At 59.8% G+C, this 20391-nt stretch carries 13 protein-coding genes; 7 read left to right on the top strand and 6 right to left on the bottom strand.

Annotated elements, in window-relative coordinates:
- Nucleotides 1-180: 180 nt before the first annotated feature.
- Nucleotides 181-831 (top strand): TetR/AcrR family transcriptional regulator, encoded by a 651-nt coding sequence (locus tag RTP54_RS24010; RefSeq protein WP_312366083.1) that lies wholly within the window; start codon nucleotides 181-183, stop codon nucleotides 829-831.
- Nucleotides 832-875: 44 nt separating this feature from the next.
- Here RTP54_RS24010 and RTP54_RS24005 read toward each other — a convergent pair whose 3' ends face one another.
- The 3 genes from RTP54_RS24005 to RTP54_RS23995 form a co-directional block, all read right to left on the bottom strand.
- On the bottom strand, nucleotides 876-2309 hold the full coding sequence (locus tag RTP54_RS24005) for a coniferyl aldehyde dehydrogenase (RefSeq protein WP_312366082.1): 1434 nt from the start codon (nucleotides 2307-2309) through the stop codon (nucleotides 876-878).
- Nucleotides 2310-2467: 158 nt separating this feature from the next.
- Nucleotides 2468-3625, bottom strand: coding sequence for an alanine racemase (locus RTP54_RS24000; RefSeq protein WP_312366081.1), 1158 nt, complete (start codon nucleotides 3623-3625; stop codon nucleotides 2468-2470).
- Nucleotides 3622-4902 (bottom strand): D-arabinono-1,4-lactone oxidase, encoded by a 1281-nt coding sequence (locus RTP54_RS23995; RefSeq protein ID WP_312366080.1) that lies wholly within the window; start codon nucleotides 4900-4902, stop codon nucleotides 3622-3624. The genes RTP54_RS24000 and RTP54_RS23995 overlap by 4 nt, the downstream gene beginning before the upstream one ends.
- A 367-nt stretch (nucleotides 4903-5269) precedes the next feature.
- Between RTP54_RS23995 and RTP54_RS23990 the strand changes: the two genes are divergently transcribed.
- The 5 genes from RTP54_RS23990 to RTP54_RS23970 all read left to right on the top strand — a co-directional run bounded on the left by RTP54_RS23990 (nucleotide 5270) and on the right by RTP54_RS23970 (nucleotide 13906).
- A complete protein-coding gene (locus RTP54_RS23990) occupies nucleotides 5270-6307 on the top strand; it encodes an outer membrane protein transport protein (RefSeq protein WP_312366079.1) in 1038 nt (345 codons plus the stop codon).
- A 227-nt stretch (nucleotides 6308-6534) separates the two neighbouring features.
- Entirely contained in the window at nucleotides 6535-8781 is a 2247-nt protein-coding gene (locus tag RTP54_RS23985; protein WP_312366078.1) for a neutral/alkaline non-lysosomal ceramidase N-terminal domain-containing protein, read from the top strand.
- A gap of 336 nt (nucleotides 8782-9117) precedes the next feature.
- Nucleotides 9118-9708: a TetR/AcrR family transcriptional regulator gene (locus RTP54_RS23980; RefSeq protein WP_312366077.1), complete on the top strand. Its 591-nt coding sequence runs from the start codon at nucleotides 9118-9120 to the stop codon at nucleotides 9706-9708.
- A 5-nt stretch (nucleotides 9709-9713) separates the two neighbouring features.
- A complete protein-coding gene (locus RTP54_RS23975) occupies nucleotides 9714-10787 on the top strand; it encodes an efflux RND transporter periplasmic adaptor subunit (protein WP_312366076.1) in 1074 nt (357 codons plus the stop codon).
- On the top strand, nucleotides 10784-13906 hold the full coding sequence (locus RTP54_RS23970) for an efflux RND transporter permease subunit (protein ID WP_312366075.1): 3123 nt from the start codon (nucleotides 10784-10786) through the stop codon (nucleotides 13904-13906). The genes RTP54_RS23975 and RTP54_RS23970 overlap by 4 nt, the downstream gene beginning before the upstream one ends.
- Before the next feature lie 423 nt (nucleotides 13907-14329).
- On the opposite strand, the gene RTP54_RS23965 is transcribed toward RTP54_RS23970, so the two are convergent.
- On the bottom strand, nucleotides 14330-16474 hold the full coding sequence (locus RTP54_RS23965; protein ID WP_312366074.1) for a TonB-dependent siderophore receptor: 2145 nt from the start codon (nucleotides 16472-16474) through the stop codon (nucleotides 14330-14332).
- Between the two features lie 164 nt (nucleotides 16475-16638).
- Entirely contained in the window at nucleotides 16639-17520 is an 882-nt protein-coding gene (locus RTP54_RS23960) for an AraC family transcriptional regulator (RefSeq protein WP_312366073.1), read from the bottom strand.
- A gap of 577 nt (nucleotides 17521-18097) precedes the next feature.
- On the opposite strand from RTP54_RS23960, the gene RTP54_RS23955 reads away from it, so the two are divergent.
- Nucleotides 18098-19207 (top strand): NAD(P)/FAD-dependent oxidoreductase, encoded by a 1110-nt coding sequence (locus RTP54_RS23955; protein WP_312366072.1) that lies wholly within the window; start codon nucleotides 18098-18100, stop codon nucleotides 19205-19207.
- A gap of 243 nt (nucleotides 19208-19450) precedes the next feature.
- Here the strand turns inward: RTP54_RS23955 and RTP54_RS23950 are convergent, their stop codons facing one another.
- Entirely contained in the window at nucleotides 19451-20341 is an 891-nt protein-coding gene (locus RTP54_RS23950) for a LysR family transcriptional regulator (RefSeq protein WP_312366071.1), read from the bottom strand.
- Between the last annotated feature and the right edge of the window lie 50 nt (nucleotides 20342-20391).

Below are 20391 nucleotides of genomic sequence, written 5' to 3'. Positions count from 1 at the left end.
ACTAAGGTCCAAGGCCAGCAGCGATCGCCAACACACGTGCAAATCCGCTGTTCGAGGAGTTGCTGTTTCTGGTGAAGTTTGACGCTGCAGACTGCGCGATCCGCACGGGAGCAAGGTTCGCCCGGCCACGTCCGACACGCGAGGCTTGATCTTGTCGCCCGTCAAAATTAAGTACGAACAATGGATAGGTCCCAGAACATCGCTGGCAAGAACGGCACAGGCGAAGCGGAAGCGCGTCGCCGGCCACAGCAGGCGCGTTCAAAACAGAAAGTGGAGGCCATCCTCGAAGCCGCCACAATGCTCATCGGAGAAAAGGGCGTCGATGCAGTTTCAATGCGCGATATTGCACGCGCGACGGCTATGCCTCTTTCCGTGATCTATCAGTACTTTCCGAACAAATCTGCCATCGTCGAGAAGCTCTTCACCGCAATGACGGCGCATTCCAGGGCGCGAACGGCCGCCGTTGCGGCCACCATTAAAGACCCCGCGGACTTTGTGATCGCCACCGAACAGCTTTTGGACGAGTATTATGAGACGGTGCGGCGCCATCCGGCTATGGCAGACCTGATCAACGCGGTGTTGGCTGACAAGACGCTCGGCCACCTGGATGTTCAGGACAGTCGCTGGCACGCGAATGTCCTTTACGATTCAATCGAGCATAGGGTGGTTCCCGCGAGACGCGACGAGTTCCGGCGGATCCTCTTCATGTTCAACCACCTGATCGGCGGCTTGATGCGGCTTTTGTTGAGCCTTGACGACCAACAGGCGCGGCGGATGCTCGACGATTACAAGATGCTGACGCGCCGCCAGGTCGCGGACATTTTCGAGTAATGAACTCTTGCACAACAGCTGTATTTTTGGGCTTGATCGGTAGATTAGCGATTGCTTCGCCATTCCAGAATTGTAGACAACCGCCGCGCCAGTGTGCCCCAAGGCGGCCCCAATTTTTCGAAGACGGAGACGAATCCGATCTTCAGCACTGAGCGGGCGTGGCTGAAGCGCAGGAAGCCGTCATATCCGTGATAGCCGCCGGTTCCGCTCGAACCGACACCCCCGAAGGCCATTCCGTCCTGGCCAGCATGCAGGAGGGTGCCATTCAAGGTCGCGCCCCCCGAGATAGCACCGTCCAGGATCCTCTCCAGCATGTCGTCATTTTTGCTGAATGCATAAAGCGCCAACGGGCGATCGCGGCCGTTGATGAAGGCGAGCGCTTCTCCGATAGTCTCGTAGCCGATTACAGGGAGCACCGGCCCGAATATCTCTTCGCGCATCAGAACGCCATCTGCCGGCGCGCCGATTACGACCGTCGGTGCTATTTTGCGCGCGCCACGATCGCCAGGCAAGGCCAACACAGTCGCTCCTGCCGCCCGGGCCTCGTCAATCGCCGCCACCAGACGAGCGTAGGGGCGCTGCGAGATGATCGAAGTGTAGTCGTCGTTGTCCGCGAACGTCGGATAAGACTTGCCGACATGTGCGATCACCGCTTGCGCGAACGCCTCGACTTTGTGCTCCGGCACAAGTACGTAGTCGGGCGCGATGCAGGTCTGGCCGGCATTCAAGAACTTGCCGAAGGCGACGCTTCGCGCGGCTCTAGTGATATCGAAGTCTTCGCACAGGATGGCAGGCGACTTCCCGCCGAGTTCCAGCGTCACCGGCGTCAGGTTCGCAGCCGCTGCCTGCATGACTTTGCGGCCGACCGTCGTTGACCCGGTGAAGATCAGATGGTCGAACGGCAAGCCCGAAAAGGCCTCGGCGATCTGCGGCCCGCCGTTTATCACCGTCACCTCGGTCTCATCGAAAGTCTCGGCGATCGTTTGAGCCAGGAGGCCGGAAAGCCGTGGGGCTAGCTCGGACGGCTTGATCATGGCGCGATTACCGGCCGCAAGGACGTCTATGAGCGGCCCAAGTGAAAGAAAGAGCGGGTAATTCCACGGGGCAATGATGCCGATGACGCCGAGCGGCTCATACCGAACCCATGCCCTCGCCGGCTGGAACGCTATATCGACATGGCGACGCCGTGGTTTTATCCAGCGATGGAGATTCTTGCGAGCGTTGCGGGCGGCGGCCATCAGCAGTCCAATCTCGAGCACACGCGTTTCGTCGACGGAACGATTACCGAAATCCTCGGATATCGCTTTCGTGAACGCCGCCTGATGGGTGACGAGCATGCGCCGCAACCTGTCGAGCGCGTGTCTTCGCTGCGCCAGTGTCGGCGCCGGACCCCCGCGGGTCAGCGTGTGCTGCAGCTCGAAACGGCGGGCCATTTCGACAAGCATCGCGTTTTGCGGCTCGGCCGTGTGTGTGTTCATCGCTTAACTCCCTAGGCGGCGATCACCGTCGCCTTTCATGAATTGGTCAGACGAATGCATGCTTCGTGCTCTCGCGCCTCTGGAGCGACAATGAATGGCGGCGCGGAATTCTCTCGCATGGCGTCATCAATCCGAAAATCACGCAGAGTTTGCGGGCCTCACTGCATCTGCAACGCGTCCCAGCACTCAATGACGTCTCCTCCCGACATGACCGCGATCGATGCGAACTGTTGGAGCACGAACTCGCTCTGCGTCGGTCGCAGGAAGGCGTAGTCGTCCACCTTGATGATCGCGGCATTCGACAGGGCGAAGAACTGCTGATTGGTGGATTGCCCGAAAGTCGAGTTCCGTGTCAGGCCGACGGGCCAGACGGGATCGGCCATCCACTTTCCGCCATAGACGAAGCACCCGCGGCGAGGAGCGATGCCCGCGCCAAGCAACAGGCGCGCAGCGATCGCCGGTCCCGGCAGCTGCGCCTCACCAACCTTCAGCACGGGAGTGGCAATATGGATCGCAGGCAAGAGCTGAGCCAGGCTTCGCACATCGAAATCGGTCGGCTTGAGAAACGCAGAGCCAAGTGAGAGTTCGTTGGCGCCGACGTCGGCTTCGTAGGTCAACGCCGTGGTTGATCCGCCGAGGTTCAGGATGTCGCGCTGATCATACCGCAGCACGGCAACGAACTGGCGAAACTGGCGAATGCTGTTGCGTTGCGCCAACGATGGACCGCCGAACAGCTTAGGCATGTGCCCGATATGAGCCTCATATGCCATCACCCCCATGCATTGTAGGCTAGGCATCTCCGCCAGGCCGGCCAGTGCTTCTGCCAACGCGTCGGCGGTGCGAAAGCCGCCGCGGTGCAGACCGACATCCACCTCGAAGCAGAAGCGCAAGGCGTTGCCAATGGAGGTTGCCAATCCGGCATATTCGGCGAGCCGCTGCGGGGTGTCGATCAGCCACACAATCCGGTCCGTGGCACTCGGCGGCCATTGCGTTAGTACCTGTCGCGCGAGATCGACCGGCATCGGTTTTCCAAACAGCAACTCGGCATCGGCAAACGTGTCCAGAACCGCTCGGCTGACCGGCGGGTGAAAGGTCATGATTCTCCTGGTTGCAAACGCGTCCGAAATACGTTTCAGCAGCGGCAACGATGGCAGCGACTTATCCACGAGACGCAAGCTCATCGTCGCAGGCATCCTGGCCTTGACCAAGGCAATGTTGCGGTCGAGGCGATCGCGATCAAGCACCAGGGCGGGCTGATGGATCTTTGCCCTGCGCAAGGCCTGAGTCACATACCCGAAATACGCGCCGGGGCTCACAGGTCGATCCCGAAAAGCGTGGCGATGTAAGGTGAAACAAAGCGGTTTTGAGGGTCTATATCGCGACGGACGGACATGGCTTCCAGAAAGCGGGGGTAGCTCGCCTGAAGATGACTGGCGGTGAGATTGTGCATCTTGCCCCAGTGCGGGCGCCCGCCATGCTTGCGGAATATCGGCTCCATCGCATTAAAGTAGGGCGATGGATCGGAGCCAGCCTGGTGATGGATGGCGATCGACGCCGTCTGACGCCTGTAAAACGGGCTGAGCAATGCCTCGTCTGGCGCAACGACCCTGACTTCAATCGGGAAATAGACATCAGAGAAGCGCGCCTCCATGAGCGCAATCACCTCTGCTACGGTGCTAGCCCCCTCCTCGATCGGAACGTGATATTCCATTTCATTGAAGCGGATGTTGCGCTCCGAAGGATAGACGGTCAGCCAGTCGGCCACGTAGTCCTCGCGGGAGATCCCGGCGAGCGCCGTCTTGAGAACCGTCTTGCGTAACCAGGGTGCCCAACCGGTCAGTCGCTGTACCCTGGCGAGCATCGCCATCGTTTCATCGTCTTCGTCGGGTGGCCGCGTCACTGCGACCTCATCCGAAAGATCGGAGGCGACGAACAATGCCGTTCGTGAGAACGGGGCGTAATAGAACTCGGCCGAACGATGTGACGTCATCATCGTGTTGAACTGATCGAGCATCTCCTCGATCGACAAGGTCCAGCGGCGCCGCCGCAGCCGGTAGCTTGCGACGTTGCGGAATGTGACTTCGGTCACCGCCCCAAACGCACCGAGGCCGGGGATCACGGCAAGGAGATCATCGACGTTCTTCTTGCGCGAGAACTCGCGAACTTTTCCTCGCCCATCGACGATCTCAATCGCTTCCAACTGCGTATGATAGGCACCCAGCGTTGCGCCGGAGCCATGTGTCGCGGTCGCGAGCGCACCGCCGAAAGCCTGCTTGTCGATATCTCCCATGTTGGGAAAGGCCTGCCCGATCTTGTGCATCGCCATTGCCAGCTCGCCGAGCTTCGTTCCCGCCCCGGCCGTGACGGTCAACGCATCCGCGTCGTGATTGCGCATCCCGGAAAACTTGTCGAGCGAGACGATGGTGCCGTCGCTTTTGACCAGCGGCGTAAACGAGTGGCCGGTTCCCAGGATGCGGAGCGGTGCTGAAGCCGTGCGAACAACATCGCAAAGTTCACCGAGGTCCGTGGGCTCGACCCGAGTCCGCGGCGTCGACGAATGATATCCTGACCAATTTTGCCAGCGCACCGTCACGGCTCTCCTCCATGCCGTCGATGGTGAGCCCATGATTTCTGCGACGCCATGCCTACTCTCCCTATCAAACTCCAAAACATGACAATATGTCATCTTTTATGTGATGATTGATCAGGTTCTTTGTCAACAAAAAAAGCAGGTCTACCAACCATAGGGCACACGAAAACATCCAACATGACAATGTGTCATCTATTGCAACATGACACATTGTCGGATTATGTTGGCGGCGAGGAGACAAAAAACGTCGTGCAAAAGCACGCGAGAAACCACACTGGGAGGAGCAACTATGAAGTGGACTACGCGCATTGCATGCATCGCCCTATTGGCAGGGTGCACCACAAATTCCGCCCGTGCCGGGGGGTACGCCATGGGCGCTGCAGAACTGGATATCCTGTTTGATCCCGGCCGTTTCAGTTGGCGCGCAGGTGTCACCTATGTCGTACCGCATCGCAAGATTGACCGCGGCCCCCAGGCGGGAGAAGATACGGCGGCGTCCTTCTCCTATTTTTCGGGCGCTATGAAGCTGACGCTTTTCGAGGGATTGAGCTGCGCGGCTACGGTTTCCCAGCCTTATGGCGGCTTTACAGAGGCCTCCGTTCCGGCAGCCAATGGCACACTCGATGAGATATTGCTGATAACCGAAACCGCCTTGACCTGCGCCCCCAGGTTTGAGCTCGATACGGGAAACGTCTATCTGCTCGCCGGCGTGTTCCAGGAAAGGCTTTCCTATGATCTGACCCGTCAGCTGGCCCCTAATGCTCTGGCCGATGTGGATCTCGATGGCACAGCGTACGGCCTGCGTGTCGGCGTGGCTTACGACATTCCCGAAATCGCTTTCAGGACCCAGCTGATGTATCGATCAGGTACGTCCTACGGCGCGCAGGGTAGGCTTACCGCGCCCGGTGATCTGGTGGGTTCGACAGATCCGAGCGTCACGGTTTCCGCTTACGGTGAGGGCATCGTCCCCCAAAGCATCGAGCTCCAGGCCCAGACGGGCATCGCCCCCGGCTGGTTGGTCTTCGGCTCGCTGCTTTGGCAGGACTGGAGCAAGCTGGAGAAGTTCAGCATCGACAGCGAGCTTTTTTCGGATACTTCAATTCACAATTGGCGCGACGGCTGGACGGCGACGTTCGGTGTCGGTCATGCGTTTACAGAACAGGCGTCGGGCTTGATCGCGTTGAGCTACGATCACGGTACTTCGACTGGATGGGAGCTTGGCAGCGGCAACACCTGGATCGGTACGGTCGGCGGATCGATGAAAGACGCATTCGGCGGAGAGCTGCGCGGCGGCTTGAGCGCGGCCTACCTGGCGCCTCTTGCCGAGACCGAAAATGGCGCAGCCAACGCGGCTGCGGCCGCCGGCTGGGCCTACGGCGTCAACCTTTCCTACAATTTGAGTTTCTAGACGGTCTCCACGAGCAGACCGTCTTGGCGGCCTGTCAGCGATGACAACCGGTCGTTCGCATGCCACTGGGGGAGCGGGCTCGCCGCAAGGGCATTGTGCACAGGGGACCCATGCACAAAAGCCGCTGCTTCCTCCACACGACCCTCAAGTAACTGACATTCAGCCACCTTCACAAAAGCTGACTTGTACTCACTTTTGCTTCGTCGTTTTCCATGGGAGGAAAGATAATGATGATTTGGCACCTGATGATCCAGATTGTCGTCTTGGTACTATCGATTGGAGTGCCACACGCCGCGCAAGCATCGCGGCGCTACGAAATTGGCCTTGGCGCCGGCGAACTGACTGTTGTTGCGTTGGGTTCGGTCAGTTCCGGCTGGACCATAACGGAGGATTTCGAGGGATTGCAATCAAGCCTGTTTGCCAGGGCCTTTCTTGTTGGCGATCCGCAACTGAAGACCGAACTTCTGTTTGTTGTTGTGGAATCGGCGGACGGCAACAATCCAATCAAGCATGCAGTGCTTCACAAATTGCAGAAGAAGTATCCGGGCCGCTTCACCGAAGCAAATTTCGTACTGGCGGGCACCCATACGCATGGCGCCCCGGCGACCCAGGACACGGACCAGCCGAAGGTCGTTAAGGCCGTCGTTGACGGCATTGTCGACGCGGTCGTCGCCGCTGTCGGTGACAAGGCACCGGGCGAGATCACAGTCAGCCGCGGGAACCTCACGTCAATCGCCCGCAACCGGTCCGAACAGGCATTCGACCTGAACGCGGAAGCCGACAGGCGCGTCTTTCCGCTCAAGATTGATCCGCTCATGACACAGCTTGCCTTCTGGCGCGACGGCAAGTCGGTGGGCCTGCTGAACTTCTTTGGCGTTCACCCCACAACGATGGTGGACGAGGGGTTCACCTATATCAGCAGCGACAGTTACGGCTATGCCGCGTACCGCATTGAAAGCGAGATGAGCACGGACACGCACGGCAAGCGTTTTGTTGCGGCATTCGCCCAAACCAATGCCGGTGATCAGACGAGCAACATCCATTTCGATCGTTGTACCGACCGCACGGAAGCTTCGCGTCATCAATGGGGCTGCGCACGCGGCCTCAGCGGACATGGCCCGTTCGAGAGCATGAAAGCCGTCGGCGAGGCGCTTGCCGACCAAGCCATGGCGCTGATGACCGCGAAGTCATCAACCCCTGCCGACGGCAACGGCTACGCACAGGTCGAGCAACCGGCACGGCCGGTCGATGATGGCGTCGTCATAGGGGCGGAAGGCTTGAATTACCGCAAGGGCCTCGCTGATTTGGCAAGCGTGCGCGTCGCTGCCAAGTACACGGGCGGCAAAGAAGAAACGACCTGTGCGCCGGCCTGGGGCGCGTCGCATGCCGCCGGCAGCACCGAGGATCTTGGCACGACACTGGCCGATGAAGGGGCTGACAACAGCTACAGTACTGCGGGATACCTCATCTGGGCACTGAACGGCCCATCCGTCGTTTCCGAACCTGTCAAAACCATGCTGCAGGTGGCCGGACTTGGCAGTTTCGTGAATGTCCCGACATCCGATGAGCTCATCGATTGCCAAGCTCCCAAGGAAGCCGTCCTTGCGTTGCAACCACGCCCCGTCGGCATGCAGGTTTTCAAGCTTGGAAAGATGCATTTTGCTGTCGTGCCCTTCGAACTGACGGTCATGACGGGCTATCGGATCCGTCGCCACTTGGCCGAGACCCTAGGTGTCAACGTCGATGATGTGCTCGTGCTCGGCTATGCGGCCGGCGAAGCACCAAATACCTCGGACGACGACTCCGGTGGAGGCTACATCGTCACCCCGGAGGAATATTCAAGCATGCAATATGAGGGCGGCTACACCGCGTGGGGGAAGTGGAGTCAGCCGGCGCTGGCACAGGCGCTCGACCGGCTTGCCGCAACGCTGATCGGCAACGCCCCGCCGACAAGAACGATCCTCGCCCCCAGGCCGGACGATCTTCTGGTCAAGATTGCCGACACTCCCGAAGACCAACTGCCTCGCCCGACGCGGTGGGACGGCGTGCCGTTATTCGAGCAAATGGGCAGGGTGATCACATCACCGGCGCCCACCTATCCAACGGTGGCGCTGGAAGTCTCGGACAAACGTCGTTTCGTCAGCGCAGAATTCGTCAGTGGGCATCCGATGAACCGATTGCGTCCGGGCGACAGCTTTGCCGCCGTCGAACGGCGCACCGCCGATGGCAAATGGGAGGTAATCCAGCGCAGTGGCAGCTGGGGCATAACGATCCAGTGGAAGGCGATTCCGCTGTGGCAATGCGCCAGCATCAGTTGCCTCAGCGCCAAGGTTACCTGGCAGATCCCGGACAAAATTGCGCCTGGAACATACCGCATCGTGCAGACCGGAGATTATAGACCCGCGTATGGTCTATCCGAGATCATACCATTCCGCGGTGAAACGGTGCCTTTTGAGGTTGAGGCGCAGCCCTGAACTGCGGCTACGGGCCATTCCTGAAGCGCCCATGTTTCTGGACCAGCAAACGCTCGCCTTTTGGGCTCTTCCACGGGGCGGGCTGGCAAACCTTTTGGTTTCCTGAGCACGATTGGAATTTCTCGCCGATTGCGCTGGGGCCGAACGCATCGCGTCTGCGCCGATCCTCCGTTTTGCCCATGCACTCTTAACGGACGGAAACCGGCGTGGTCCGGACGCTCGGCGCGGAGGCAGCCGTTGTGAGCCTCACCCTTTTTGATATTCTCGGGTTGACTATTCTATAAACGCGTTTACTGAACGCGTTTATAGAAAGGGAATCCGATGCCACGTCAACCCATGAGTGAAGTTGAAGTCGAGCGCACGAAAGCGCGAATTCTAAAGGAAGCAGCGACAATCGTCGGTGAAAGCAGTTTGGCCGAGCTTTCGATGAGGTCGCTTGCCGGTCGCGTCGGACTGACACCCGGTGCGCTCTATCGATACTTCCCATCCAAGCAGTCGATACTTCATGCCTATTGGGCCGATGCGCTGGCCGACCTGAGGAGGCGCGTCCACTCAATCGGTGCTGATGAAGGTGATCCGATCGCCGCGATTCGGCGGATTTTTGCGGTTTATACCAGCTTTTGCCTGGAGGACCACGATCGCTTCAAGGTTCTATTTCTGGAGAACAGCCAAGGCCTGGAGGACGGATACTCGCATCCGGAGGACCTTCTCCCTTATGAGCACCTGGTCGAGCGCGTCAATGGAGCCATGAAAGCCGGGGCCTTTCGCGGGGCCGATCCGGAGGCAGTCGCCCAGGCCCTGTGGGCGGCGGCGCATGGAGGCGTAACCCTTCTTATCACTGAAACGACAATGAAGCTCTCTGAGCCGGCCGATCTTCTCTCCACAATCATAGACAACATGTTGCGCGGCCTGGCGGCCCAGGAGTGATGACAATGCGGCTCTTTATTGTTGGCTTTCTCTCGCTTGGGGCGGCTATTCTTGCAGGATGCTCGGACGAGTCGGAGGCGCAAAGGCCGGCACGGCCTTTGCGCGCCGTGGCAGTGCAATTTCATGAGGCCGGAGAAACAGTTGAGCAGACCGGCGAGGTTCGTCCCCGTCTCGAAACGGCGTTGAGCTTTCGGCTGCACGGCCAAGTGGAGTTCCGGGTCGAAAATGGTTCGTTGGTGAAGGCTGGCGACGTTCTTGCAAAGCTCGAGCGTGGTCCGAGCGTCAACGGCGTTCTTGCCGCCCGCGCCGACCTTGCGAATGCGAATGCGGAGCTTGAATTTGCAGGGTTGAACGCCGAGCGGACCCGAAACCTGTTCGAGAAAAACACCGCATCGAAAGCGCAGTTGCAGCAGGCAGATGCGACCCGTTCGACCGCCGAAGCAAAGCTCGCCGCAGCGCAAGCCGGGCTTGCAAGCGCCGAACAGACCCTGTCCTACACCGAACTTCGGGCCCCATATGATGGCGTGATCTCGGCGGTGGGATCAAACCAGGGCCAGGTCGTCAGTGCCGGCCAAATGGTTGTTACCCTGATCTCCGAAACTGAGCGCGATGCCGTTTTCGACATTCCCGCTCAGTTGTTGCAGCTCAAAGAAAACGTTCCGACCGTTTCTGTGTCGCTGGTATCTGATCCGTCGGTTACGGCAAAGGGGGCTATCCGGGAGGTCACGCCCTCTGCCGACCCTGCAACGCGCACCTACCGGCTCAAGATCGGGTTGGACGCCAGCGGAAGGAATATGCCCTTCGGAGCCGCAGTTCGCGGAAAAGTGGTGCTGTCACCAAAGCAGGTGATCTCCATACCGTCGTCCGCGATCACGCAGGATCGCACCGGAAGTGCAGTCTTCGTGGTGGAGCGCGACACGAACACAGTTAAGCGCCGAGCCGTCACGGCGGAGCGTTACACGGGAACGTCGGTTCTAATTTCACATGGGTTGACCGATGGCGAGCTCGTCGCGATTGCCGGCGTGAGCAAATTGCGTGACGGCGAAGCGGTCGTCATCGAGAAGGACGCAGGCCGATGAGTGCCACTCCATCTACGAAGAACTTCAACCTCTCTGCTTGGGCCCTTCAGCGGCAGTCACTCATCGTCTTTCTGATGATTGCCGTCATGCTCGGCGGCACATGGAGCTACCTGAGGCTCTCGCGCAGCGAGGACCCACCGTTCACGATCAAGACAATGGTCGTGACCGCGGCCTGGCCGGGCGCAAATGTGAGCGATACCGTCAATTTGCTGACGGACAAGATTGAAAAGAAGCTGAACGAGACGCCCTTTCTCGACTACACGCAAAGCTACACGCGCGCTGGCCAATCGGTCGTGATGGTCAACCTTCGCGACGACACACCTCCCGCCAAGGTCAAGGAGATCTGGTACACGGTGCGGAAAAAGATCGGCGACGTTGCTGGTACGCTTCCGGAAGGCGTTCAAGGGCCTTTTTTTGACGACGAATTCAGCGATACCTACGGGATAATCTACGCATTCTCAACCGAAGGCCATTCGTCGAGGGAACTGCGCGATCAGGTGGACGGCGTCCGCGCTGAGATCCTGACGCTTCCGGATGTCGGCAAGGTCAATGTTCTCGGAGTTCAGGAAGAAGAGATCGTCATCGAATTCTCGTCGGCGAAGCTTGCCGGCTGGGGCGTTGGCCCGACGGAGATGATCGATGCGATCCGCGCTCAGAATACGGTCGCGCCAACAGGGGTCGTCCGGACTGGCGAAGAAAAGATCTCGCTGCGCGTGAGCGGTGCCTTCACGTCGGAGGAGAGCCTGCGCGACCTCACGATTCATGTCGAAGGCCGCTACATCAGGCTGGAGGATGTCGCCGACATATCTCGCGGTGTCGTCGACCCACCTGCACCTTCCGTCCGCGTCAACGGCGTTCCAGTCATCGCGCTCGCCATCTCCATGGCCGAAGGCGGTAACCTGCTTACCTTCGGCGAAGCCCTCACGTCCACGATGGCGGCCGTTGCGGCGAAGCTGCCGCATGGCATCGAAGTCCAGCAGGTCGCAGACCAAGCTTCCGTCGTCAAGGACGCCATCGGGCAGTTCGTGAAGGTGCTGATCGAAGCCATCATTATCGTCCTCGCGGTGTCGTTCGTGACCCTTGGCACCCGTGCCGGTCTTGTCATCACCGCTTCCATTCCCTTGGTCCTCGCGATCACCTTCTTGGGTATGGACATGGCGGGCATCGGTCTGCAGCGCATTTCTCTCGGCGCTCTGATCATCGCCCTTGGTTTGCTCGTCGACGACGCCATGATCACGGTCGAAGCCATGGTGTCTCGGCTCGAGCACGGCGACAGCAAGTCGTCCGCGGCCAGCTTCGCCTTCGAAACCACGGCCTTTCCGATGCTCACGGGCACGCTCGTGATGATCGCCGGTTTCATTCCGATCGGCTTTGCCGCTTCGAGCGCCGGGGAATACACTTTCTCGCTGTTTATGGTGGTGCTCATTGCGCTCGTTGCTTCTTGGGTCGTCGCGGTCCTGTTTTCGCCCCTCATCGGAATCTGGATCTTGCCGGACCGCATAGCTCACCAGAACCACGGCAACGGTCGAATCCTGAATGCCTATCGCAGCCTCCTCGGCTGGTCGCTGAACCATCGCTGGCTCACGCTTGGAACGGCACTTGTGCTTTTTTCACTTTCGCTGTTTGGATCGACTAAACTGGAAGAACAGTTCTTCCCGGCATCTGATCGCGCCGAACTCCTTGTCAGCCTGACGCTTCCGCAGAATGCATCTCGCGACGCGACGGAACAACGTGCACGGCAGCTCGAAGCCGTTATGGGGGCAGACCCGAGCGTGCATCAGTTCACGACCTATGTCGGGTCCGGATCAATACGGTTCTACCTTCCGATGGACCTGCTTCTCGACAACGACAACGTCTCGGAGTTTGTGGTCGTGGCAAAGAGTGTGGAGGAACGAGACGACCTTAGAAAACGCCTTGAGGCGGTCTTGGCTTCTGACTTCTCGGATATCGTTACGCGCGTGTCGCCGCTCGAGCTTGGCCCGCCGGTCGGTTGGCCGCTCAAGTACCGGGTTCTGGGTCCCGACTATGCCAAGGTGCGCGAGATTTCGCTCCAGGTGGCCAATATCGCCGGCGAGGATCGCCGCACGCGTGACATCAACATGACCGCCGGCGAACCGCAAAAAAACGTTACCGTTCTTGTCAACCAGATCGAGGCGCGTGCACTCGGCATGAGTTCGGAGTCGATCGCCAGCGAGATCGCAGCGACGTTTGCAGGGACCGACGTGACCGCGATCCGTGATGGCGACAGGCTCGTCAACGTCGTCCTAAAAGGCGTTTCTGCCGACAGGACATCGATCGCCACGCTCGACAACATGACCCTGCGGACGTCCAACGGGACCGCAGTCCCGCTGCGCCAGGTTGCCACTGTCGCCTACGGATTGGAGGATCCGATCATCTGGAGGCAAAAGGGCAAACCGATGATCGTTGTCCAGGCGGATGTCGCCGAAGGGGCGCAGGCCGCATCGGTAGATCTGGCGATCAGTGACCGATTGGACGAATTGCGTGCCTCACTTCCACTCGGCTACGCCATTGAGACCGGCGGAACCGTCGAGGAAGCTGAAAAGGGCAACTCTTCGGTGTTCGCCGTCGTTCCGGTCATGTTGGTCGTCATATTGGCACTTCTCATGCTGCAGCTTCAGAGCTTCACTCGGACCGCTCTCGCAGTCCTCATGGCACCGTTCGGCCTCATCGGTGTCGTTGCCGCCATGCTTCCGACGGGCACGCCAATGGGTTTTGTCGCACAGCTGGGCGTGATTGCTCTCGCCGGCATGATTATCCGCAACGCGGTCATCCTCATTCAGGAGGTGGACGAAAACGTCGCCCGTGACATGTCCCCACTGAACGCTGTCGTGGCGGCATCCGTCCACAGGGCTCGGCCGATCGTGCTGACCGCCTGTGCCGCAATTCTCGGAATGATACCTATCGCCTCGCAGATCTTCTGGGGACCGATGGCATTCGCGATTATCGGCGGCTTGGCGAGTGCGACAGTATTGACGCTTCTACTCCTGCCTTGCCTCATGATGTGGCTGTTGAACGCTGAGTGCGGGCGCAAGAAGTCAAAGGGCATCCAGCGGTCCGCGGGCGTGCGCAGCGATATCGCTGAAGGTGTCGCGGGTTAAGCGGCTTTGCGTCGCCGGCATTTCATCGCTAGTACGCTTTGCCGGGCTTGGCAGAGAATGGAGCCCCCTCACCTCTCGGACCACCATTCCTTCATCCAACGCAAGACCGCCGGGCTACCGTGGCTCGGCGATCTTGCGCTGCAGCGTACGGCACCTGTCAGCCCTTGATCGTGAACAGCGGATGTTTGAGCCGTACTTTATCCAGGACATCATCGAGGTTTGAAAAACGCGTGCCGAGCAAGCGTCAGTAAGCTTGTGAAGCCGAAGGTACGACTGGACCGGATCGACTTCCCCGCTCGCCGGCTGCAGGATCAGAGCACGGCGCCGGCACATCTTGTCCCGGCGGCTCGTGTTCGTATTGCGGCCCACTGGTCGTTCCGCTGCCAGCCTATCATCGCTCATGTGCTGTCGCGACCAGGGGCCTCACCACTTCGTGCTCAACGTCAGTTGGAATTCACGCCCCTTGCCGTAGTAGCACGCGGTCGGACTGGCGCAGCCTCCGACATATTGCTCGTCGAAAAGGTTGTTGACGTTCAGTGCAAGCGAAAAGCGCTCCTTCTCGTAGCGAAGCGCGCCATCGACGACGGTATAGCTCGGCACCACCAGCGTGTTCTTTACGTCGGCAAAGGATTTGCCCATCCAGCGCACGCCGCCGCCAACTGACAGCCCCTCGGTCTTTTCGCCGGTAAAAGCGTAGTTCACCCATAAACTGCCGAACTGCTGCGGCACGCCCGTTGGCAGTTTGCCTATCTCATCGGGGGTGCCGTCGGTGATCTTCATATCGTACCAGGTATAGGCGCCGATGAGGGAGAGGGACGGGGTCAATTCGGCGATTGCTTCCATCTCGAGGCCGCGCGAGCGGGCCTCGCCAAGCTGACGGTAGTTGCCGAGACCGTCGCCCGTCGCAACGTTGTTGCGGGTGAGGTCGAACACGGAAAGATTGATTGAGGTATTGTCCAAGCCGGCCGGCGTGATCTTCGCTCCTGCCTCGTATTGCAGTCCGGTTTCGGGTTCGAAGGGCCGTCCGGTCACCGTGTCCGTCCCGACTGCCGGCACGAACGAGCTTGAGACGCTGACATAGGGGGAGACGCCATTGTCGAAATGGTACATCAATCCGGCGCGACCCGAGAAGGCGCCATCGATCCCACGGGTTTGGGCACCTTGTGGGGTCCGCCACCGTGACCAGACCGTGTCATAGCGCCCGCCGAGCACGGCATTCCACGCACCGAACTCCATTTGGTCCTGGAGGTAGACGCCGAGCTGAGTGTTCGTGGTGGTATCTTCCGCCTGCGGGGTGGGACGCTTGAGGGGTTCGCGATAGATGGGCGCAACGACGTCGATCGGCGGCGCCGGCATCCAGAATCCCGCCTGCTCGTGACGGGAAACGCGATAGTCGACGCCGGCGAGGATAGTGTGCTCGATGGCACCCGTCGAAAGAGCGAACTCCGCCTGTGTATCGATGTTGCCAACACGAGCACGCTCGTACCTGCCGAACCAGTAGCGGTTCAGCCTTTCGCGGCCGTCGGTCGGCGGCGCCCAGCCCGCGCCGTAGAGCGTCGTGAAATCGACCGCGACACGGCCATAGCGGGCATTCTGGCGTACCGTCAGCCCGTTGTCGAAGCTGTGCTCGAAGCGATATCCGACCATCCCCTGGCGGCGAAGATGCTCATCCACCGCAGGGTCGCTGGAGAAGAAGTCACGCGGGATCCGGCCGATCGGAGCGTCGACGACGGTCCCGACATAGGGCAAAAAATTCTGGCCGTTGGTGTCCATGCGCTGGTAGTTGCCATAGATTTCCAGCCGCGTTTCATCCGTCGGGCTCCAGATAATGCTCGGTGCGATTGCCAGGCGGTCGTTGTCGCTGAAATCGACCTCGGTTGCGCCCTTGGCGCCAAGGCCGACGAAGCGAGCCGAAAAGACGCCCTCTTCGTCTGACGTCTCGACATCCACACCTGCCGTGACATGACCATGGCTGTTGACCGTTGTGAAAGCCTCGCCGCCGCTTTGTCCGGTCGGCCGCTTCGAAACCATGTTGAGGATGCCGCCCGGGGTGCTGCCGCCATAAAGGACGGAGGAGGGGCCGCGCACCACCTCGACGCGTTCGAGCAACCACGGATCCATCTTCCACGTGGCGAACCCGTATGTCGTCAGTTGCAATTCGTCGAGGAACATGCCGCTGGTCTCGCCCACGAAACCGCGCATCAGGAACCACTCATTGCGCTGGTCGGCACCATAGGAGTCCGAGCGCACGCCCGGCGTATAGCGCAACGCCTCCATCACCGTGGTGGAGCCCTGGTCGCTGATCTGTTTGCTGCCGACAACACTGATCGACTGCGCTACTTTCGACAGCGGCGTGGAGGTCTTGGTGCCAACACGCGAGGTCTTGGCCAGGTAACCATCGACTGCCCCGCGACCGTCATCTCCGAGCACAGTACCGCTGACGACGATGGCTTCCAGCTCGGTAGCTGGTGTATGGTCTCGCGCTGCCGCCGGGGCCGTTCCGACGACGACCGCCACGCTGGCCAAAAGGCTTCGCCCCCATGCCCGCGTGACTGAGTGTCTTTTCATACCGTTCATCTGCATCATCCCGATTGCGCTGGCCGATCTGCGGTAGTCGACCTTGAAGATGAGCAAATAAGTCAACTTATTGAGTGAGGATTGTACCTTTCCGGCCGCCGTTGTACGGGTTTGGAGAGATGCACAGGCAACTCATCCAAGTCGCGGCGGAGCCGTCAGAGCATCTTTGTCTGGCGCCAGCGCGCCGGTGTCGTTCCCTCGACCGTCCGGAAAATGCGCGTGAAGTGGGCTTGGTCCGTGAACCCGGCTTCAGCAGCTATCGCCCGCAGCGGCAACTTACCGGCAACCAGCAGTTCCTTTGCCTTTCCGAGCCTTGCATTGATCTGGCACTGGTGCGGCGTCACGCCGGTCGTCGCCTTAAAGGCGTGACTGAAAAGCGAAGGTGACAGCCCGGTGAGATCGGCCAGTTCTTGCAGGCGGATGGGACGTTGGCAGTTGGCCTCGATGAACTCGAGCGTCCGTCGCAACTGCCAGTCGGTAAGCCCGCTGCGTTTGGACTGGCTGGAGATCTCCATGTTCAGGGCGCCGATGATCAACGCCAGGCAAAGGCCATCGCCATAGAGCCCATGCAAGGGTTCAGGGTTGTTGAACTCCTCCGCGATCAGCCTAGCGAGCCCGATCAGGCGGTGATCGTCCATCAGCAGGCGAGGCGTGTTGATGCGGTCGGGATCGATGTCGTCGCCAAATTGTCCGAGCAGAACGTCGAGCTTGAAATGGACATCGAGATGGCGAAGAAAAGTTTGATCGATAACCTCGAGTTCCAGCTCCAGATGGGCGGGTATGTAGGAGACGGTTGGCCTCTCGATGGGGCTGGAGAACGTCCGGCCATTCCTGAGCGTCATGCGCATTCCCCGTGGCCCACCTCTAGCATCGAGCACGATGAACAGACGCGGATCGTCCCCAAGATAAGAGCCCCCTACCGAAGGCGCACACGCCACGTCCCAGATGGTGACACTGGCACCGCTCCAGGACCGCGAGTCGCTGGCCGTGATAGTGAAGCCGTCGATTGTGTTTTGCATGCGAGGTAGAAAAGTCATCGTCCGATCGCTGCCTCGAGGGCTGAGTATTTGAGCAAGAAATTCACGGTGCATGCACGCGAGAAGGAACCCGGCATCTACGCTGTTCCACATCTGCTCCGACAAATGCGCAGACGCAGGCATCCTCTGCCAGTTGTCTAATTCTGTTGCAAATGTTCCCTTTGGTCGTGAGGCGGCAGTTTCGCCAGCCGCGGCTGTCCGCATTAGCATTCAAGTCACAATTGACCGTGTTTCGAACGCTGACCGATCAACGGCCAGGTGGAGCAAGCTCCGAGAAGGCGCCGGGAAATCGTTGATACTCTAGGGTTTATGGCGATCTCCCTATTCCTCGCCTTAAACGGGATCGAACCTAAGATGCCGTTTAAGAACTTCACATCGTGAGACTAAGAGAACCCTCATACGGCTACTCCGATCAGTTTCTCGCAGTTTGCCAAGGTCCGCCCCAATACAACGTTTCGCCGAAAGCATGGAAACGCTGCCCAGGCAATGCAGTAGGGGTATGCCGGGAGACGGCGCCCCCTCCTACTTGTCCGCCGACCCCAGTCAAATTAGACTCCATCTTAGGAGCGACCATCGCGTGGATACCCATGTCGTCATTGTCGGAGCGGGGCCGGCCGGCCTTGCGGTCGGCGCCTGCCTAAGACGGGCGGCGCTCGATTTCGTCATCCTTGAGATGGCGCATGAGATCGCCCCGGCCTGGCGGCGTCACTACCGGCGGCTGCACCTGCATACGGTGAAGGCTTTCTCCGCGCTGCCGCACGCGCCATTCCCGCAGGATTATCCGCGCTATGTGCCGCGCGAGAAGATGGTCGCCTATCTCGACGCATATGCCGAGCGTTTCGATCTACGACCGCGCTTCGGCGAGACAGTCAAGTCCGTCCGACGCAAGGAGGATGGCTACGTGCTCGAGACCGAAACGGAGACCTTCAACGCAAGCCACGTCGTGATCGCCAGCGGCAGCAACGCCGAGCCCTTCGTTCCCAGCCTACCCGAAATGGAGCTTTTCAAGGGTAGACGACTGCACAGCGCTGATTACACTGAGGCTGCGCCCTTCGCTGGCCAGTCGGTTCTGGTCGTCGGCATGGGTAACACTGGCGCGGAGATCGCGCTCGACCTTGCCGAGCGCGGCGCCCGCCCGACGCTGTCGGTACGAAATGGCGTCCACATCGTGCCGCGCCAGCTGTTCGGCGTGCCAATTCAGATCGTCGGCATCGCAACTCAACCGCTGCCGCGAGCGGTGAATGACAGGTTGTTCCCCATCATCCTCGACCTCGCGCTGGGTAAGCTCGAAAGGTATGGCATCGCCAGGCCGAACCATGGCATTCTTGAGCAGATCAACGCCGGACGTATCCCGGTCATCGATGTCGGCACGGTGGCAGCAATCAAATCCGGCAACATCAAAGTGGCACCGGACATCCAGCGTTTCACCGAGCGTGGTGCCCTTTTCGTTTCCGGTGAGCATGGGGAGTTCGACAGCGTCATCTTCGCCACCGGCTATCGGCCGGGTTTCGCGAAGTTCCTGCCGACGGCATTGTGGCCTGGCAAGAGCGGCGTCACTCGCCAAGCCGCCGAGCTCGGCCTTTACTTCGTCGGCTTCCACAATCCGGTCACCGGCCTGCTTAGGGAGATCGGTAGGGAAGCGGCCGCAGTGACCGCTGATATCGAGCGGCGGAGCCGCATAAAATGAATTCGGCAAAGTGCCTGCAGTGGTTGTTTCGTCGGCGCGAGCGCCGAACCTGGCTGAGTTTTTGTCTGTTCTAGATCGGGACTGTTGTCGTGACCGTCCCCTTATTCAAAAAACATACATGTCGCTAACCGGTCCGCCGATCAGCGTGTCGTCGCCGCCGACCTGCAACAGGCGGTGCTCGTGATGGGAATGTCCATCTTGCGCCCTTCACTTTCACGTCCAGCCCCTTAAGTTCCCCCCGTCTCACCTGCCCGCCCTGACCAACGACCGAGCGATATCGATGATGTCGTCGCGAGCGGCCGTAGGATCATCCTTCGACCAGGCGACACCGAGCCCGATCCTGAAGTCCACTCCCCTCACCTTACGAAGCTCGAAATTGCGATTGGGCAGATCCAGCGTCCATTCCGGCGCAAAGCCGATGCCAAGACCGGCTGAAACCAGCGACACCAGCGAGAACGTGTCGTCACAGGTATAGGCGACGCTCTTAGCCAGATCATGCTCCTCGAACTTCTCTGCGAAATAGCGCTCGGTATAGGAGAGGTTCTGCCGCGAGAACGAGATGATCTTCTCGCCCTTAAGATCCTCAATGTCGATCTCGCTTCGGGAGAGCAGCGCGCTCTTCTTCTCCAGCGCCAGCAGGTAGCGCTCATGGGCGATCGAGAAGAACCGGAGCGAACCGATGTTTTCGACCGGGCGGATGAAGCCGAGATTGATCTGGCCGTTTTCCAGCCCGCGAATGATGTCGTTGGTCGAGCCACTGGAAATGTGCAGCTCGATATCAGGATACTTGCGACCGATGCGCGCCAGGAACGCCGGCAGCACGCCGATGGTTGCCGGATAGACCGTCCCGATCCGGATCTTCCTCACCGCCTTGCCGGCAACCGAGCGCACCATCTCGGCCGACAGATCGACGTCGCCAAGGATCCGGATACAGCGATCATAGAAGACCGCCCCTGCCCTCGTCAGTTCCACCCGCCGCGTCGAGCGGATAAACAGCTGCACGCCGAGCTCCTTTTCCAGTGACTGGATCTGACAGCTCAACGCCGGCTGAGCGATACACACCCGAGCCGCCGCCCGACCGAAATGCAGCTCCTCGGCAACTGCCACGAAGTAACTCAGTTGGCGAAGTTCCATTACATCGCTCCATGGGTCGTGAGGCCGGGCAACTCACGATTATCTGAATT

It is taken from the genome of Ensifer sp., assembly GCF_031989085.1.
Lineage (GTDB): Bacteria > Pseudomonadota > Alphaproteobacteria > Rhizobiales > Rhizobiaceae > Ensifer.
The sequence above is the reverse complement of the archived record's forward strand: the minus strand, read 5'-3'. Positions and strand labels throughout refer to the sequence as shown.

Bases quoted from the DNA above. Each gene is read 5' to 3' on its own strand.
- RTP54_RS23965 (WP_312366074.1), bottom strand. From the start codon at position 16,474: ATGAAAAGACACTCAGTCACGCGGGCATGGGGGCGAAGCCTTTTGGCC.
- RTP54_RS23950 (WP_312366071.1), bottom strand. From the start codon at position 20,341: ATGGAACTTCGCCAACTGAGTTACTTCGTGGCAGTTGCCGAGGAGCTG.
- RTP54_RS23990 (WP_312366079.1), top strand. From the start codon at position 5,270: ATGGGCGCTGCAGAACTGGATATCCTGTTTGATCCCGGCCGTTTCAGT.
- RTP54_RS23980 (WP_312366077.1), top strand. From the start codon at position 9,118: ATGAGTGAAGTTGAAGTCGAGCGCACGAAAGCGCGAATTCTAAAGGAA.
- RTP54_RS24005 (WP_312366082.1), bottom strand. From the start codon at position 2,309: ATGAACACACACACGGCCGAGCCGCAAAACGCGATGCTTGTCGAAATG.
- RTP54_RS23970 (WP_312366075.1), top strand. From the start codon at position 10,784: ATGAGTGCCACTCCATCTACGAAGAACTTCAACCTCTCTGCTTGGGCC.
- RTP54_RS23975 (WP_312366076.1), top strand. From the start codon at position 9,714: ATGCGGCTCTTTATTGTTGGCTTTCTCTCGCTTGGGGCGGCTATTCTT.
- RTP54_RS23960 (WP_312366073.1), bottom strand. From the start codon at position 17,520: ATGACTTTTCTACCTCGCATGCAAAACACAATCGACGGCTTCACTATC.
- RTP54_RS24010 (WP_312366083.1), top strand. From the start codon at position 181: ATGGATAGGTCCCAGAACATCGCTGGCAAGAACGGCACAGGCGAAGCG.
- RTP54_RS23985 (WP_312366078.1), top strand. From the start codon at position 6,535: ATGATGATTTGGCACCTGATGATCCAGATTGTCGTCTTGGTACTATCG.